The following is an 18,419-nucleotide window of genomic DNA, read 5'->3' as shown; positions in this document are numbered from 1 at the left end:
CATTTTAATGACCGTTGCTTAATATTTAGGTAACATTCTGTTGGCAGTAAAGCTTTTTATTTGCACTATTATTATGTATCCAATTATGAAAAACATTTTTTATTTATTTATAATGTTGTTTGCCACGTTTAGTTATGCCCAAAATACAGGCTTAATCGTTGGTAAAGTGATGGATAATGAGTCAGGCAATACACCTTTGGTATTTGCAAGTATGTCTATTAAAGGTACTTCAGTAGCATCCCAAACAGACTTAACAGGGTTATTCCTTATTGAAAATTTAGAAGCAGGCGATTATACATTGGTTTGCAGTTTTCCTGGTTACGAAACCCAAGAAATTAAGGTTCATGTAGATGCGCTACAACCAACGGAATTACAAGTATCTTTAGCAGCAAGTACAATTTCTTTAAGTGAATTGGCATCTCTTGCCACTCCAACAGTAAGGCAACAGGAAGACGAAACCCTTACGGTTTTAAAGTAACAGGTCTTTTTCTATACTTTCCAAAGTTAACGGTTTTATTTTTTAGCAATTGAACTAGAATAAAATGTAAAGTTATTTTTTAGTTTCTGCTTATTTTTTTTAAATAACCTTTTAATTTTCAATGTTAACTTAATGTTTTCAAATTAAGCATTTAATAACATTTATATAACACTTTTGTTACAGTTGTTTAATCCTTACGTAACCTCATTTTTACATTAAGTGTCTTTCTTTGCGTCATTAATTATAAAAATTATCTAAAAAATTTTATCTAAAAATTATTCTCATGAAAAAATTACTTTTAACTCTTTTAATTGCATCTTCTTTAATATTCACTGGGTGTTTTCAAGATGATGATACACCAATAATAATAGAGGAAAGAACTATCATCATAGAAAATGGTGGTGGTGGTGGTGGTGGTGAAACCTGCCAAACAATTGCTGTAACTGGTTTTATTTCTGCTAGCACTACATGGACAGCAGACAATATTTACCAACTTAACCAAAAAGTTGTTGTGCCAAGTGGTGTAACTTTAACAATCAATCCGGGGACTATTATAAAAGGTTCTTCAGGGACTGGTTCTTTAGCTTCTGCTTTAATTGTTGCTAGAGGAGGTAAAATTAATGCTCAAGGAACAGCTAATCAACCAATCATTTTCACTTCTACTAGTGATAACATTACTTGTGGACAAACTCAAGGTACTAACTTATCTGAAAATGATAGAGGTTTGTGGGGTGGTCTAATAGTACTTGGTAATGCACCTTGTTCTTTTTCTGGGGATATTGTAACTGCGCAGATTGAAGGGATTCCTGCTGATGATACTTTTGGTCAATATGGAGGAACTGATCCATTAGATGATTCAGGTAACTTAAGATATATCTCTATCAGACATGGAGGTTCTTTAATTGGTGAAGGAAACGAAATAAATGGTTTAACCCTTGGTGGTGTAGGTAGTGGTACTTTAATTGATAATGTTGAAGTTGTTGCCAATGTAGATGATGGTATTGAATTTTTTGGTGGTACTGTAAATGCGACCAACCTACTAGTTTGGGCTTGTGGTGATGACGGTTTAGATATCGATCAAGCTTACTCTGGAACTATTGACAATGCTGTTGTTGCATTAGGGGATAACTCTGACCATGCCCTAGAGATTGACGGCCCAGAAGGTTCTGCTAATGGTGCATTTATTTTAAGAGATCTAACCTTAATTGGTAATCTTGTGACATCTAACGGTGAGTATGCTGATTACAGAAGTGGCGCTCAAGGACGTACGGAAAACGTGTATGCTTATGGTTTTAAAGCAGCTGCTGATGTTGAATTGGATAATGATGGTGTTGCTACCAACTACAATGATGGTTTATTGACTTTTGCAGCTTGGGAAATTGTTTTACCAGATACTGTAACCGATGTAAAAACTATATTTAAAAATACCGCAGCAACCGTAACCGTAACTGGCTTTGGTGATTTTGCTTCAGCTGTAACAAAAGGCTCTCAAACTAAAGGTGCTAACACATCACTCCTTGCTTGGACGTATGCCAATACTGCTGGCAATTTAGGGTTTTAAAAAATTCACTTTATAAACACATTAAACCCATCACTTAAAGAGTGGTGGGTTATATAATTCTTAATATGAAAAATATACAAAACGTTTTAATTTTTGTTTTTATTCTCGTAAGTTATATTTCTTCTGCCCAAAGTAAAGTAGTAGGTACAGTTCTAGATGGTGAGTTTAATGAACCTATGGCTTTTGCTAATATTTTAGTTAAAGGAACCACTAAGGGGACTACCTCCGCTTTTGACGGAAAGTATGAGCTAGAGTTAGAAGCAGGGACTTACACCATCGTTTTTTCTTTTGTTGGTTATGAAACCCAAGAAATTTCTGAGGTGGTTGTCAAGCCTAATGAAATTGTTACTCTAGATATTGTTTTAACAACAAATTCGTTAGATACCGTTGTAATTACTACTTCTACAAAAAGAAATACTGAAAATGCGGTTTTAAGTTTACAAAAGCAATCTGTTGTGGTATTAGATGGACTTTCTGCACAAGCAATTAGAAGTTCAGGAGCAAGTAATGTTGCGAGTGCCATAAAAAGTGTTCCCGGTGTATCTATTCAAGGTGGTAAGTATGTGTATGTTCGTGGTCTTGGTGACCGTTATACAAAATCTATTTTAAATGGAGTAGATATACCTGGACTTGATCCAGACAGAAATACCATTCAAATGGATTTGTTCCCAACCAATATTCTAGACAATGTCATTGTATTAAAATCGGCTTCTGCTGAATATCCTGCTGATTTTACTGGGGGTATTGTAAATGTGGTAACTAAAGACTTTCCTTCTAAAGCTGAATACACCATATCTTTAGGAACTGGTTACAACCCAGATATGCACTTTAACAACGATTATTTATCTTATACCGGTAGTGATACTGATTTATTTGGATATGACGATGGCACAAGGAACTTACCAATTCACAGATATCAACCAATTCCTGGTACTTTTGATGATAGGCTCTTGTTAACATCCCTTACAAGCAGATTTCAAAAAGAATTGCAGGCAAAACGAGAAACCAGCAACATGAATTTCGATTTTGGTTTTACCTTAGGGAACCAGTATGATATTGGCGATGATAAATTAGGTTACCAGGCATCCTTTTCTTACAAAAATGAAACAACCTTTTATGAAAACAGAAATGATGGTGCTTATATAAAAGACTTTAGTAATGCAGGAAATAATGAGCTTAATGCTGTGCTTATTTCTAACGGCTCAGAAGGGATTAACAACATTATCTTAAATGGTTTAGTTGGGTTAACTTATAAAACAGATCTATCAAAGTATAAAGTAAATTTTCTGCACATACAGAACGGTGAGTCTGCAGCTGGTTTTTTTGACCAAGGAATTTCTGAAGATAAAGTAGGAGGGGGCTTTGAACCTTTACAAAAAAACTCGCTAACCTATACAGAACGTGCTATTTCTAATTTACAAATAGGGGGTAGCCACAGACTTGGTAAAGCCGAAAGAGCTATGGATTTTAATTGGGTTATTTCACCAACCTTTTCAAAGGTTATGGATAAAGCGCACCGAATTACACCATTAAGAGAATCTCAAAATGGAAATTTTATAATAAGTCCGAGTTCTACTACCTATCCAATCCAAATATGGAGAAACCTAATTGAGGAAAACTGGGCAGGGAAAGCAGATTTCGATAAAAAATTGGAGCTTTTTAACAGGCCTGCAAATTTAAAATTTGGTGGTGCTTATACCTATAAGTTTAGAAATTTTAGTATCGATGACTATACATTTTTTATTAGTGGTGATGATAGTTTCTTATTTGATGGTAACCCAGATAACTTACTAGCACCTGAAAATTTATGGACACCAACAACAGATGAGGGGTCTCACTTGGTTTTCGGTGACCAATTCAATCCTAATGATGCTTATAAAGGAGAACAAAGAATTGGTGCAACTTATATTTCTGCTGAGTTTAATTTAACCGAACGTTTTAAAACGGTTTTAGGTTTAAGAACAGAATTATTTAATTCATATTACACAGGACGTAATAACGCTAAAACTTTTGAAAGAGAGTTGATTATTGATGAGTTTGACCTTTTTCCGTCGGCCAACCTTATTTACGCTTTAAATGATAAAGCAAATTTAAGAACTTCATATTCTAGAACTACGGCTAGACCTTCCTTTAAAGAAGCTTCTGTGGCACAAATTTTTGACCCTATTACAAATAGATTATTTATTGGAAATATTGATTTAGTTCCAACCTATGTAAACAACTTTGATTTAAGGTTTGAACGTTTTGGCGATGATGGTCAAATGTTTGCATTAAGTGGTTTTTACAAAGATTTTAAGGACCCTATTGAGCAAGCATTCTTTTTAGAAGCACCAACCCAGCTTACAGTAGATAATTTGGGTAATGCCAAAGTTTATGGTGCAGAAGTGGAATTTAGACAACGATTGGGTTTTATAGCCGAAAGTTTAAACAACCTAAAGCTTAATGTTAATGTTTCGGTCATCAAATCGGAGCTAACCATGTCTGACGATGAATTTGAAGCCAGAAATAATGCTAAAAGAGATGGAGAGGTTATAGATCGTGAACGTGATTTACAGGGTCAAGCGCCTTATTTGATTAACGTTGGTTTCGATTATAATAATTCTGATATAGGATTTCAAACAGGTATTTTTTATAATGTACAAGGTTCAACTCTTGAAACTGTAGGTATCGGTTTAGTTCCGGATGTTTACACGCAACCATTCAACAGCTTAAATTTTACCTTAAGTAAATCTTTAGGTGAAAAACAAAGAAGCACCATAGATATTAAGGTGAATAACATTTTAAATGACGATAGGTTAAGTGAGTTTGAGTCTTTTGGAGCTAAGAATCAATTATATTCTTTAAGACAACCTGGAACGGAATTCTCTTTAGGATACAGTTATAAATTTTAAATAAAAATTTTAAAAAACAAAAAGCTCCCAAATCGGGAGCTTTTTGTTTTTTTGATAAATGCTTGCTTAAGTTTGAATCTATAAATTATCTGTGCTGGTGGCTATATTTACAATTTTAGAATCTTCAAAACTAACTTCGTTAGCTAATCCGTTGGTATAAAATATCCATTTACCTTCTTTTTTACCGTTTTCATAATTTCCAACAGCCAATTTATTTCCATTTGTATCAAAACTAGTCCAAGTGCCATGCAATTTTCCTTCTTCATTGAATGTACCAACTTGTTGTACACTTCCATCAGCATAGTAATAGGTAGCTTCAATTAAATCTTTCTTTTGTACGTGCGTAACTTTTTGGGTGTTTTCTTGTGCAAAAACTGAAGTACCAATAAACACAATTGCTAAGATTAAAATATATTTTTTCATTTTCTAGGGGTTTTTGATTAATATTCTTAAACAAATATATAAATAATTTACAATAAATCAACATTAAGGTAACATTAAATTAACATTAAAATACTAAATAGTTCATTTATAGTAAGTTAAATTTTAAAATAGTTTGATTATTTCTATTAATATCGAACTGTTTTCATGCCAAACAAGTTTTTTATAAGTATTTAAACTATAGAAGGCTGTAAAAAGAACATAACATTTTGATAACATTGAGTTCGTTAAAAAATGAGACATTTGCCATTAAATTATTTGGCTTTTTTTAATGGAAAATCTTTATATCTATATGCTAGTAGCCCTGGGCTTACTAGCTGTTGCAGATTTAGTAGTTGGAGTTAGCAATGATGCTGTAAACTTTTTAAATTCTGCCATTGGTTCAAAAGCTGTACCAGTTAAAACCATCATGATTGTAGCCTCTACGGGGCTTATTTTGGGAGCGGTTTTTTCTAGTGGAATGATGGAAATTGCGCGTGAGGGCATTATGAATCCCGCCATGTTTAATTTCAATGAGATCATGATCATTTTCATGGCGGTTATGATAGCCGACATTTTGCTATTGGACTTCTTCAATAGTGTTGGAATGCCTACATCAACCACTGTTTCTATTGTATTTGATTTATTAGGAGCCTCCGTAGCTATGGCACTCATAAAAGTCTACAGCCTTGATGGAACTTTTGAAGATGTTTTCAATTATATAAATACTGAAAAGGCTACACAAATCATATTTGGTATCTTACTTTCTGTGGTTATAGCGTTTTCCGTAGGTTCATTTGTTCAATACATCGCAAGAACATTATTATCTTTTAGGTTTCAAGAACATGGCAACTGGGTAAATGTATTAATGGGAGGTATTGCAGCATCGGCCATTACTTATTTTATTATCATAAAAGGGTTAAAAGGCGTTTCTTTTATCGATGTAACCACCTTAGATTTTATAAAGAATAATACCTTTATAATTTTAGTTGGAAATTTAGCTTTTTGGATGGCTTTTAGCGCTTTGTTAATAGGTTTATTTAAAGTTAACATTTATAAATTTATCATACTTATAGGTACGTTTGCTCTAGCATTAGCATTCGCAGGTAATGATTTGGTCAACTTTGTTGGTGTGCCTATTGCCGCATGGCAATCCTTTGAAGTATGGGAGGCTTCAGGTGTTTCGGCTACGGCCTTTAGTATGGGAAGCTTAGCGAGTGAAGTACCAACCCCAACGTTATTATTGGTCTTTTCAGGCATTATTATGGTAGTGACGCTTTGGCTTTCAAAAAAGTCAAGATATGTGACACAAACAGAAATCAACCTTTCAAGAGAAGGTGATGCAAAAGAACGGTTTGAGCCCAATTATTTATCACGGGTTATAGTGCGTTCGGCAGTTGCTCTATCAAGTGTTTATAAATTCGTTTTACCAAATTCGATACAAGAAAAAATAAACAAGCGCTTTGAGAAAGAGAATGCTAATATATCTGTAAAAGAGAATACCGAATTACCTGCTTTTGATTTAGTAAGAGCATCTATTAATTTAATTGTATCCAGTATTTTAATAGCGGCAGCAACATCCATGAAATTACCATTGTCAACCACATATGTGACGTTTATGGTGGCTATGGGTACGTCCTTGGCAGATAGAGCATGGAACAATGAAACCGCTGTTTACCGGGTTGCAGGGGTGCTTAATGTAATCGCAGGATGGTTTTTAACCGCAATCATGGCTTTTGTAGTTGCAGGACTTTTGGCCTTCATCATGTATGTTGGCGGTCCAATTGCTATAGGTATCTTATTATTAATAGCGGTTATTCTTATTGTAAGAAGCTCGATTAGCTTCACTAAAAAAATGAACTCCAATAAATCATCAGACCGTTTGCAAACGTCTGAAAGCAGCTCAATACAAGGAGTTATTCATGAAAGTGCTGATAATATTGCTAATGTGGTTAAACGTGGCAATAAAATTTACTCGAATGCAATCAATGGATTGGCATTACAAGATTTGTCATTATTAAAAAAGAATGGAAAGCAAATTGCAAAATTGTCTAGCGAGGTAGACGAATTGCGCGATAACATCTTCTATTTTATTAAAAATTTAGATGAGTCCAGTATTGCAGCTAGTAATTTTTACATCCATATTTTAGCGTATTTACAAGACATTGTACAGTCTTTAGAATATATCTCCAGAGTGAGTTACAAACACGTTAATAACAATCATAAAAAACTAAAGTTCAATCAAATAAAGGAATTAAGGGAAATTGACACCCGATTCGACACCTTTTTTAATGATACACAAGATGCGTTTGAATCTAGATCTTTCAAGCAAATTGGGGTTATTATCGGTAGGAAAGAAGAGATTTTAGGTTTGGTTGCATCTAAAATTCAAAAACAGGTTGGTCGCACGCGTTCAGAGGAAACTAGCCCAAAGAACACAACCTTATATTTTAGTCTTTTGTTGGAAACCAAGGATTTATTGAACGCAACCATGAATCTTTTAGAAGAATACCATAAATCACATGATGCTTCAGTAAAACCAGCAAGATTAGTATCTTCATCTGAAGAAGAAGAATAGAATTGGATATTTATAGAATTTAAATCCAAAGTAATATTAATTGCTTTGGATTTTTTATTTAGATTTGATTATCCTATAAAAATCTATGAGCCTAAAAACATTTTTTTACTGTCTCCTTTCTTTGGCACTGTTTCAAGTTATAAATGCCCAAAAAAACCAACTAAATGATAGTCTTGCCTTTAATCAGGATGTATTGTTGATGCATTTAAAAACGGTGTCATCGGACGCCTTTGAAGGCAGAAGAACAGGATCTGAAGGTGGCATTAAAACCAGAAAATATATTATCAATCAGTTTTATAGTTTAGGATTGTCCCCTTTAGGCAATACGTTTGAACAATCGTTTTCTTTTGTAGAGCAAAGAAAAGACTATAGAGCCACCAATGTTTTAGGGTGGATTAAAGGTACTGAAAAACCAAATAGTTATATAGTCATTAGTGCCCATTACGATCATGAAGGGATTAAGAATGGCACTATATACAATGGTGCTGATGATAATGCCTCAGGGTTATGCGCCTTGTTTAGCTTTGCCGAATATTTTAAAAATAACCCACCAAAGCATTCGGTTATATTAGCTGCTTTTGATGCAGAGGAGTTAGGACTTCGTGGGTCTAAATACTACATAGAAAATTCGATTGTTTCTTTGAATAAGATTAAGTTAAACTTAAACTTGGATATGATAAGCCGAGGTGATGATAAAGAATTGTTTGTTGTTGGCACACGGTATAATGAAAACTTAAAGCAATTAATCTTAAATTTTAAAGCGATTGGAGACATAAAGCTTATAGCAGGGCATGATGGAGAAGACCAAAAGGAAAATTGGACGTATTCTTCAGACCATGCATCATTTTACAAAAAAAAGATACCTTTTTTATATTTTGGCGTGGCAGACCACAAAGACTACCATCAACCTACAGATGATTTTGAGAATATCCAACCACAATTTTACATTGATGCCGTAAATAACATCATATCGATTTTTAAAAAAATAGATAGTTTAGGGTTGTAATAACTGTTTTTTGGGCTATTCACCACCTTCATTCAACAACATATAAATCCCTTTTGTCAAAATCTCTTTATTCAATAAATCTTCTTGGTTCGTTATTTCAGTAAATGTTTCGGTTTGCTTTCCTATATCAAGCTTTATTTTTTTAAAGTAAAAGTTATCATTTGTTTTATTGGTTAGTGCCAACGCAAAATATTGATTGTCAATCTCTGTTATGGCATCATTGGGTAAAGCCAAATAGTCGGTAACATTGTTCGTAATGGTTGCCTCTACAAACATGCCAACAATAAAATTAGTTTGATTTTCATCTGTAATATGCCCATGCACATTAACAATTCTATTTTTTTCATCTATTACCGTACCAACTAAGTATACTTTGGCTTCAAAAGTATCTTGAGATGCTTCAGGTATTTTAAATAGTATCTTTTGATCTTTTTTCACGTTTAAAATATCTTTTTCAAAAACCGATAATTCTAAATGAATATGTTCTGTGTCAACTATTTCCATAATAACATCCGATGGAGACACGTACACACCATTACTTACATTTACTTTTGTTACATAGCCATCAATAGGGGCATATAAATTGATGGTTGAGGTTATCTGTCCCTGTTCAACACTCGAAGGATTTATATGTATCATGCTCAATTTTTTCCTTAGACCATTATATTGTGCCAAACTACTTTTATAGCTACTTTCCGCTTTTAAAAAGTTTTTTTGGGATGTGATTTTTTCATCATAAAGTGTTTTTTGGCGGTCGAATTCAGATTTTAAGTAATTGAGCTGTTCCGAAAGTTCTAAATAGTGTTGCTGAACTTCAACATAATCGGGGTTCTCTAGAGTCACTAAGACTTGTCCTTTTTTTACCTTATCGCCAATTAATAATGGGGTTTTGGTAATATAACCGCCCATAAAGGTGCTAATGCTTGCTTTATTTTGCGGAGGCACATCAATCATACCGCTTGTTTTTATGGTTTCGTTAAAGGCATGTTCTTCGAGTTTTCCCAATTGCATTTGTTCGCTAGTAAATTGCGATTGACTAATTACTATAGCATCAGTTTTTAGTGATTCAGCAGGAACCGTTTCATTTTGTTTTTCTGAATTTCCGCAAGCCACAAATACAAGTGAAAATAATAAGATATATATATGTTTCATGTTAATTAAATTTATAAGATTAGATAATTGATAGCTATAATGGTTTGGTTGTATGCATTGATATTGTCCAGATAGGTCAATTCAATCTCGGTTGCTGTCTCTATACTTTGTATGTATTGGAAGAAATCAATTTCACCTTCTTTAAAGGTGCGGTCGGCAGTTTTTATAATTTCTTCTGAAAGAGTTTTACCTTGGGACTCATAATAGTTAATAGCTTCATTGTGTTGCTCAAGTTGGGCTAAAAGCATTTGATATTCGGCATGTAACTTAACCTTATAATTTTGTTTTTCAGTCTCAATGACTTCTTGGGCGATTTTTGAAGCTTTTATTTTTGAAGTATTACCGCTAAAAAGTAAAGGTACTTTTACTCCAAATTGATAGCCTTGTATATTGTTATTTAAACTGTTATTAGAGCCTTGAAAATATTCAACACTTAAATCGGGTAACAGATTTTGTTTTTCTTGCTGATTTAAAGCTTTATAATAGTGTTGGGACTCTTCATAATATAAAAGGCCCATATTGTTATCCAAAGAAATGGATTTTAATTCAAGCTTAGCCAACGGGGCGTCTACTATTGCTAAACTATCAATTTGTACCAATTTCTTTAATTGCTCTTTGGCCAAAACAACGTCTTGTAGCGATTTTTTATAAGCTGTTTCTAACTGCTTTCTTTTGGATTTTGCATTAATCATTTCCAAGTAGTTGGTTTCACCTAGTTCAAAACGACGTTCGGCTGCACTAGCAAAATTTTGATACAAACTATCTAAATATTTAAAAGTTTGAGCTTTATTTTTAGTATAACTCAAATTATAATATGCCAAATAAACATCACGCTTTAAGGTCTGCAATCTAATATCATAAGTGGATTCTTGAAGATTCGATCTTGCCTTATTGACTTTTTTGTCAGCAAAATAAACCGTTGGAAATTTAAAATCTTGAGAAACTCCAAAAACTTTTAACGGCAAACCATTGATGGCTAAATTGTTTTCGTCGTAGCTATAATATACCGATGTTTTATCAAAGTTAAATGCACTACCAATTAAGGCTTTCGTTTCATCAACCTTTAATGAATATGCTTTTAAATCGGCATTATTTTCAATAGCCAAATTTAAAGTTTCATCAATCGTTAATGGTTTGTTTTGCGCGTCTATATTCAGAGCAAAAAGAATAATGACTACAGATATTATGGCTTTTTTATTCATTTTAATTTCAGTTTTTTCTTCAAACCAAGCGTATAAAACAGGTAAAACAATTAGGGTAAGAATGGTTGCGCTCACTAAACCACCAATAACAACGGTAGCTAATGGACGTTGTACCTCTGCGCCGGCATTTGTAGAAATAGCCATAGGTAAAAACCCTAAAGCCGCCGCCGCCGCTGTTAATAAAACAGGTCTCAATCGTTCTGCAGTGCCTCTTTTTATACGTTCTTCTATATTAGTAACGCCTTCTTCTTTTAATTCTTTAAAGTGTTCAATTAATACAATACCATTAAGTACAGCGATACCAAAAAGCGCTATAAAGCCAACCCCGGCTGAAATACTAAAAGGCATATCTCTTATCCAAAGCAGTAATATGCCGCCAACAGCAGATAGTGGTATGGCTGAATACACCATAGCAGCCTCCTTTATAGACCCGAATGCAAAGTGAAGCAAAATGAAAATAAGTACGAGTGCAATAGGCACTGCAATCATTAATCGCGCTTTGGCGCTTTGTAAGTTTTCAAATTGTCCACCATAAGAAACACTATAACCCGTTGGTAGTTTTACTTTGCTTTCAATAATGAGCCTGACATCATCCACAACAGATTGTAAATCCCGGTTTCTAACATTAATACCAACTACAATACGTCGTTTCGTGTCGTCTCTTGAAATCTTAGCAGGCCCTGTGTTGTATTTTATGTCTGCTAATTCACTTAACGGAATCTTCAATCCGCTTGGTGTATCAACATATAAATTTTCTAGATTTGAAATATTTGTTCGGTGTGCTTCGTCTAAGCGGATTACCATATCAAATCGTTTTTCCCCTTCAAAAACAGTCCCAACGGTTTTACCTGCAAATCCCATGGAGATCAACTCGTTTATATCAGAAATATTCAAACCATATCTTGCAATTTTATTTCGATTAAACGTTACGGTCATTTGCGGTAAGCCCTCTACTTTTTCAATGATTATGTCTGATGCGCCTTCCACATTCTGAATAAGCGTTTTAATTTCATTTGCTTTATGTGCTAAAACAGATAAATCTTCTCCAAAAATTTTAATGGCCACATCGGCTCTTACACCAGTAATCAACTCATTAAAGCGCATTTCTATAGGTTGCGTAAATTCAACTTCCATACCTGGAATAATAGCGAGTGCTTCTTTAAACTTATCGGCTAATTCATCCTTGCTTTCGGCAGAAACCCATTCGTCTTTTGGTTTTAGTTTAATAATAACATCACTTTCTTCCATACTCATGGGGTCTGTAGGTACTTCAGCAGCACCAATTCTACTTACAACTTGATCAACTTCTGGGAAGTTATCTAAAAGGATTTGCTCGATTTTAGTGGTAATTTCAATGGTTTTACTTAAAGATGTCCCTGTTTTTAAAACGGGTTGAATAACAAAATCCCCTTCATCCAATGTAGGAACAAATTCCCCTCCCATGGTACTGAAAATCCAAATACTTAAGGCTAATAAAAGCCCTGCAAGCGAGACGACTATTTTTTTATTTTCTAGTGCCCAATGGATAGTCGGCTTATAGAATTTAGTTAAAAACCTCATTATTCTAACCGATATGTTTTTATCACTTTGTTTATTCGGTTTTAAAAACATAGAAGAGATTACTGGAACATAGGTTAAACAAAAAATCATGGCGCCTATTAATGCGAAACTGAACGTTAGTGCCATAGGTTTAAACATTTTTCCTTCTACACCACTCAATGATAAAATGGGGATAAATACAATGAGGATAATAAGCTGGCCGAAAATGGCAGAGTTCATCATTTTAGCGGCACTTTTATGTGTAATAGCATCTATGGTTGATTGCTGATCTGCATACGATAGAGCTTTGATTTTTCCGCTTTGCGACGTAATTTGAAAAGCAATATATTCTACTATAATAACAGCACCATCTATGATGATTCCGAAATCGATAGCTCCCAAGCTCATTAAATTGGCATCAATGCCAAAAAGGTTCATTAAGGTAATGGCGAACAATAGGGATAAGGGAATCACCGATGCTACAACCAATCCAGATCTTAAATTTCCTAAGAGTAAAACCACAACAAAAATAACGATGAGAGAACCTAGGATTAAGTTTTCAGCAACAGTAAACGTAGTTTTGCCAATAAGCTCGCTTCGTTCTAAAAAGCCATTAATATAAACACCTTCCGGAAGGGAATTTTGAATGGAAGCGACACGTTCTTTAACGGCATCAATCACTTTTTTGGAATTACCGTCTTTTAACATCATAACTTGCCCTAGCACTTTTTCTCCTTCACCGTTTCCTGTTATGGCGCCAAAACGAGTAGCGCTACCAAAACCTACGTTAGCAATATCTTTTATATAAATCGGTAAGCCATCATCATTTTTTATAACACTGTTTTCAATGTCTTCGATAGACGTTACTAATCCTTCACCACGAATAAAAAAGGCTTCATTGGTTTTTTCAATATACCCGCCACCCGCAATGCTATTATTTTTTTCTAAAGCATTAAAAACAGCCATATAATCAATATTCATGGCTTTAAGTTTTTGTGGGTTTAAGGCAATTTCATATTGTTTTAAATGTCCACCCCAAGTATTCACTTCAACAACACCGGGAATACCAGAAAGCTGGCGTTTCACAATCCAATCTTGAATAGTTCTTAATTCTGTATTACTATAGCGATTCTTAAATTCGGGTTTTACATCTAAAATATATTGGTAAATTTCACCCAAACCAGTGGTAATAGGCCCCATTTCTGGAGACCCAAAACCTTCAGGAATTTTTTCGCTAGCAGATTTTATTTTTTCGGCAATCAGTTGTCGGGGCAAATAGGTCCCCATATCATCATCAAAAACAATAGTTACTACAGATAACCCAAATTTAGATACCGAGCGAATTTCTTCAACACCTGGTAGATTTGCCATCTCAAGTTCAATGGGATAAGTAATAAATTGCTCGATGTCTTGAGTGGATAAATTTCTAGATGTGGTGATTACTTGTACTTGGTTATTGGTAATATCGGGCACCGCACCAATGGGAATTTGCGTTAAAGACAAAATACCAGAACCAATAACAAGAGCAATAAAAAGTAGAACTATAAGCTTATTCTTTAGGCTGAATTTTATAATGCTTTCTAACATAATTCATTTAATAGAAATTAATAAAAGCTATTCAAAATGTGCTATTTGAATAGTTTAAAAAAATATAAAAAGGAATTATGCTAGTTTGGGTGGTTGAAAAATGGACCGTTTTTCAAAAGATGAAAAGGATTCTTTATATAAAAAAATCACAGGATTTTCCGTGAATTCATGAAGGTTAATAATATAAGTTGTTTGTGGTGTAAGTATGAAAGAGGTGCTTATATGACAAAGGATATGGTGCTGGTCTTTAAAGGGTAAATCTTGATGTTCGCTATGTTTGTCTTCATGCGACACCATGTCATTGCCATAATGTTCAGATAAAAATTCAAAAAAAGTATCACCATACATTTCTTTATGGTATTGAGCATGTTCCAAAAGGGCATTGAACTTTGAAATATCTTCAATGTTAATGTTGAAACTTTGTATAAGGATCAAAAAAGAATAAAGGATGACAACTAGCTTACCCATACTAGAAGTAATATTACAAAAAAATGATTAATAATTTCTTATAAAGCGTTTAAAAATAAGCTTTTAATTGAATGCTTCCCGTATGGATGGTTTTACTGGTTTCAGTTTTTCTGCCGTAATAACTTAAATTTACGTCTAAGAAATCAGTTAGTTTTTTTTGAGCTAACAAGGTCCAAGTAAAGTTTTTGCCAGGTTGTAACCCTTCAAGCATTTGGTAAGCGACTGGTGTATTTGGGTTTCCCTCAAAGGCATTTGAAAAATAATTTAATTCTCCATTAATGGCACCTTTTTCGTTGTTGGCTAATGTAAATGATGTGCCATATTTTTGCTGTTTTAAGGACTCTAAGCTGCCAATAGTATTGTCTTTTGAAGCATATTGGTAAAACAAATCGAAGCGTGTATTATCACCAAGTAAATAGGAGATTTTAGGATTGAAACGGTTCTCGTTAAAATTGTAATTTTTACTGGCAAAGTTTTCGCTAATGCTTTCGTTGGTTTCAAAAGCGGTTAGAAAATTCAGCAACCAACTTTCCTCTATTTTATGTATGATATTTAATTGGTGACTTTTTAAACTATTTTCAATAAATCCAATGGATAATGTATTTGTTGATTTATTGGAGAGATAGGTGTATGATGTTGTATAATGCTGCTTGCCACGATTAAAAAACAACATATTTCTAAAATTTAATTGCAAACCTAACTGATTGTTGACATCGTTTTCAAATGGATTTAAATTGAAATTATTGCCGTCACGCCTTATTTTTCTATCGATTAAATAGCTGGTTTGATTGTAAAAATGCGACCAGAATTTTTCTGCTTTATCTTCTGAAACGGCCCATTGCGATGGATTGAACGTTAAAGTTTGGCTCAACCGATTTTGATGCGTTTTTACAAAAACTCGGTTTGGTAATAATACCCGAATGTATTTTCCTTGGTCTTGGAATTGGGCAATTTCAAATTCCTCTAACTCTTGTATGCTGTTATTATTGTAGTCAATCCACGTGTAAGTGCCTTGGCCTGGTTCTACTTCTACATAGGTAAAATCTTGTTGAGGAAAGGCTCCAGAGTTGGTTTCAAATAAAGTATTCCATAGTAAAAGTTGTTTAAAAAGATTTTGGTTGTATTGAATTCTGGAATTGATGGAGCGTTCATCTTCAATGGCTTCGTCTTCGTTTTTAAGGGTTCTGTAATTGGCGTAAAGTGCCAAATTTGTATTGTTATTTTGTATGAGTTTCGATTTTAAATAAAATGTATTTGAACTATTTACTTTTTGCAATTTATTGTTTTTAATACTATCGTTCACCCTGAATTTATAACCGATTTCAGCAAAAACCTTTAAACTATCGCCAACACCTGTGAAGACTTCATAAGATTTAAATTTTTGGCTTAATGGCGTTAATTGGGATGTTGACCTATTTGTTTGTTGATTATCTTCAATAGCTAGTTTGGTACCAATCCAATTGTTTTTCATGCTATAAGTAATTCGGTTAAAAGACCTTAAAAACGTTGAGGTATTTATATGGGATTCAGCATTTAGAAAACTGGAATACGATGTAATTTGAAATTTATTTAAAAAGAGGTTGGCATTAAAAACATGCCGGTTTCCATTAAAATTTTCAGAGAATTCCAAATGCTCAAAGTGGTAATTGGCGTTTCCTTTTTCGGGATGAAATAAATTCAATCCTGTTATAATTAATTGTTGGTTTCCCAGAGGCGTATCAATATTCCAATCACGGGAAAATTCGGCGTTATACAATCGTTGGATGGTTTTAAAATTTTTATGAATATAATCAGCATCAGCAAAAGCATTCAAGCTCCAAAGACTATCTTTTTTAAAAATGGTTTGCGTTATTTTTAATTTTCCTGCAAAACCATCATTATTGGCATCATCTTCAGTTGAAAATAAATTCAAATCGTTTTTACTTCCAGCCGCCTCAAAACTAATATTAGTTTTTTCAGTGGGATTGTATTGTCCGTTTAAAACAGCTATTTGAAGTTTTGTAGGCGCCACCAATTGAACAATGGGATTATAATTTCCTTGCGGAATGCCAGCTACAGGTTCAACATATTCATAAATATTGTTGATGGCATTAATGCTGCTTAATACATAATTTCCTTGATTGGAACCAACTTGAGAGAACGTTACCCGATACAATTCGTCCTCTGGATTATTGGAAAACACGTATGCTTCAACACCATTGATAAATTCTTTTTTGTATAGAATTCGGTTTTCATTATAAGGCTCCAACACACCAGACGGTGCTACCATAAGCGATTTATCATCGCCAGCATTGGCCAATATTTGAACTTGTTCTTCCGATAGGTTTTGCTGAAGCGGTTGATTTTTGGAATCGTTTTCAGAATACACCGAAACACCAAAACTCAGTTTTTCACTTTCGTGATGTCCGCCACCATAAGCAACCAATCGTGAGTAATTACGTTCGCTAAATTGATAATCCACAGTAATACGCATTTCAGAAGTGATAGGAAATGTGGAGTTGAAAATAATTTCCCCTGCATTATAATCGATGATATAATCTTTATTTTCACCGCGTTGAACAACTACACCATTAACATAAACCGTTTCGCTTCCAGATACAATAAGCACAAACAATTCGCCATTTTGTCCCTGTAATTTATAAGGCCCTTGATTGCCTTCTTGGGCCGTAAATTGGCTTCTTGTAAACTGTCCCCTCACTATAGCACCGGCAGCAAACACATTGGTTTGAGAATCTTCGTTGCCAAATTTGGTATTTACAAATAGTCCTTGTACCCGCTTAGAAAAGTTAGCAAAATAAGAGGTGTTATTTTGTAAATCAATATCGCCTGCACGTATGCTCCACGTATCGCTAAACAATTCTATAAACACTTGATCAAATTCATCCAGCCGTTGTGAATAACCGCTTTCCTGTAATGGTATATTGGCATCTTGAATAGACGCTCTTAACGACACCTTATCATTAAGTTTCCCGCTTATTTGTAAATCGAGTTCACTTCTTAAAACTGAGTTTTGATTATTGCCAACGGTGACACCACGGGAAATGCTTCCCGAAGTTGTTAAACCATCAAAAGGAATAAAAGTTTTAGTCTCGTTAGGTTGAGACAGTTTATATAGTTTTTGTTGGTTATCTGTGTTTTCAACAATAATATTCTCATCAAGTTGTTTGTAGGTTTTGGTTAAAAAATCTGGGAATCTTAAATAATCGATGGTGATGGAATCCGTTTCCAAAGGCTTTTTCAGAATTAAAATAGCTTTAGGAAAATTAATGGTATAAAAGGTAGAATCTACCAATACATTATTTTTGTCTTTTATGGAAAAAAAATTAGGATTGATGCTCACGCTATCAATAACAATAGTATCGTTTACAGCAACTTTTTTAGCTCTATAATTAGACAGTTGGTTTTGCGAAAATCCACAAAAGCCAATTAAAAAAATAAGAATTGCTGCAATGTGCTTCATTGATACTTAAACTACAATTAGTTTAAAATATTTTGTTGATAGATTTTGTTAAATCCGTTGCAAAATAATAGTGTAAA

General features: G+C 33.8%; 10 protein-coding genes. 5 read left to right on the top strand and 5 right to left on the bottom strand.

The window, feature by feature from the left end; translation table 11 throughout:
• Positions 1 to 85: 85 nt before the first annotated feature.
• The 3 genes from CSW08_RS11970 (at position 86) to CSW08_RS11960 (ending at position 4,930) form a co-directional block, all read left to right on the top strand.
• A complete protein-coding gene (locus tag CSW08_RS11970) occupies positions 86 to 478 on the top strand; it encodes a carboxypeptidase-like regulatory domain-containing protein (protein WP_157831477.1) in 393 nt (130 codons plus the stop codon).
• A 283-nt stretch (positions 479 to 761) separates the two neighbouring features.
• On the top strand, positions 762 to 2,039 hold the full coding sequence (locus CSW08_RS11965; protein WP_106660120.1) for a right-handed parallel beta-helix repeat-containing protein: 1,278 nt from the start codon (positions 762 to 764) through the stop codon (positions 2,037 to 2,039).
• A gap of 65 nt (positions 2,040 to 2,104) precedes the next feature.
• Complete coding sequence (locus tag CSW08_RS11960; RefSeq protein ID WP_106660119.1) at positions 2,105 to 4,930, top strand: TonB-dependent receptor; 2,826 nt, start codon at positions 2,105 to 2,107, stop codon at positions 4,928 to 4,930.
• Positions 4,931 to 5,008: 78 nt separating this feature from the next.
• On the opposite strand, the gene CSW08_RS11955 is transcribed toward CSW08_RS11960, so the two are convergent.
• Complete coding sequence (locus CSW08_RS11955; RefSeq protein ID WP_106660118.1) at positions 5,009 to 5,353, bottom strand: toxin-antitoxin system YwqK family antitoxin; 345 nt, start codon at positions 5,351 to 5,353, stop codon at positions 5,009 to 5,011.
• 289 nt (positions 5,354 to 5,642) lie between these two features.
• On the opposite strand from CSW08_RS11955, the gene CSW08_RS11950 reads away from it, so the two are divergent.
• Positions 5,643 to 7,928, top strand: coding sequence for an inorganic phosphate transporter (locus tag CSW08_RS11950; protein ID WP_106660117.1), 2,286 nt, complete (start codon positions 5,643 to 5,645; stop codon positions 7,926 to 7,928).
• An 85-nt stretch (positions 7,929 to 8,013) separates the two neighbouring features.
• A complete protein-coding gene (locus tag CSW08_RS11945; RefSeq protein ID WP_106660116.1) occupies positions 8,014 to 8,934 on the top strand; it encodes a M28 family peptidase in 921 nt (306 codons plus the stop codon).
• Between the two features lie 15 nt (positions 8,935 to 8,949).
• Here the strand turns inward: CSW08_RS11945 and CSW08_RS11940 are convergent, their stop codons facing one another.
• The 4 genes from CSW08_RS11940 to CSW08_RS11925 all read right to left on the bottom strand — a co-directional run bounded on the left by CSW08_RS11940 (position 8,950) and on the right by CSW08_RS11925 (position 18,342).
• Positions 8,950 to 10,086 carry an efflux RND transporter periplasmic adaptor subunit gene (locus tag CSW08_RS11940; protein WP_106660115.1) on the bottom strand — a complete coding sequence of 379 codons (1,137 nt, stop codon included), beginning with the start codon at positions 10,084 to 10,086 and terminating at the stop codon, positions 8,950 to 8,952.
• An 11-nt stretch (positions 10,087 to 10,097) separates the two neighbouring features.
• Positions 10,098 to 14,414, bottom strand: coding sequence for a CusA/CzcA family heavy metal efflux RND transporter (locus tag CSW08_RS11935; RefSeq protein ID WP_106660114.1), 4,317 nt, complete (start codon positions 14,412 to 14,414; stop codon positions 10,098 to 10,100).
• A 75-nt stretch (positions 14,415 to 14,489) separates the two neighbouring features.
• Positions 14,490 to 14,882 (bottom strand): hypothetical protein, encoded by a 393-nt coding sequence (locus CSW08_RS11930; protein ID WP_106660113.1) that lies wholly within the window; start codon positions 14,880 to 14,882, stop codon positions 14,490 to 14,492.
• Positions 14,883 to 14,931: 49 nt separating this feature from the next.
• A complete protein-coding gene (locus CSW08_RS11925) occupies positions 14,932 to 18,342 on the bottom strand; it encodes a hypothetical protein (RefSeq protein ID WP_106660112.1) in 3,411 nt (1,136 codons plus the stop codon).
• Positions 18,343 to 18,419: the final 77 nt, after the last annotated feature.

The sequence above is a fragment of the Confluentibacter flavum genome (assembly GCF_002843175.1).
GTDB lineage: Bacteria > Bacteroidota > Bacteroidia > Flavobacteriales > Flavobacteriaceae > Confluentibacter > Confluentibacter flavum.
This window is presented reverse-complemented; position numbering and strand designations above follow the sequence as displayed.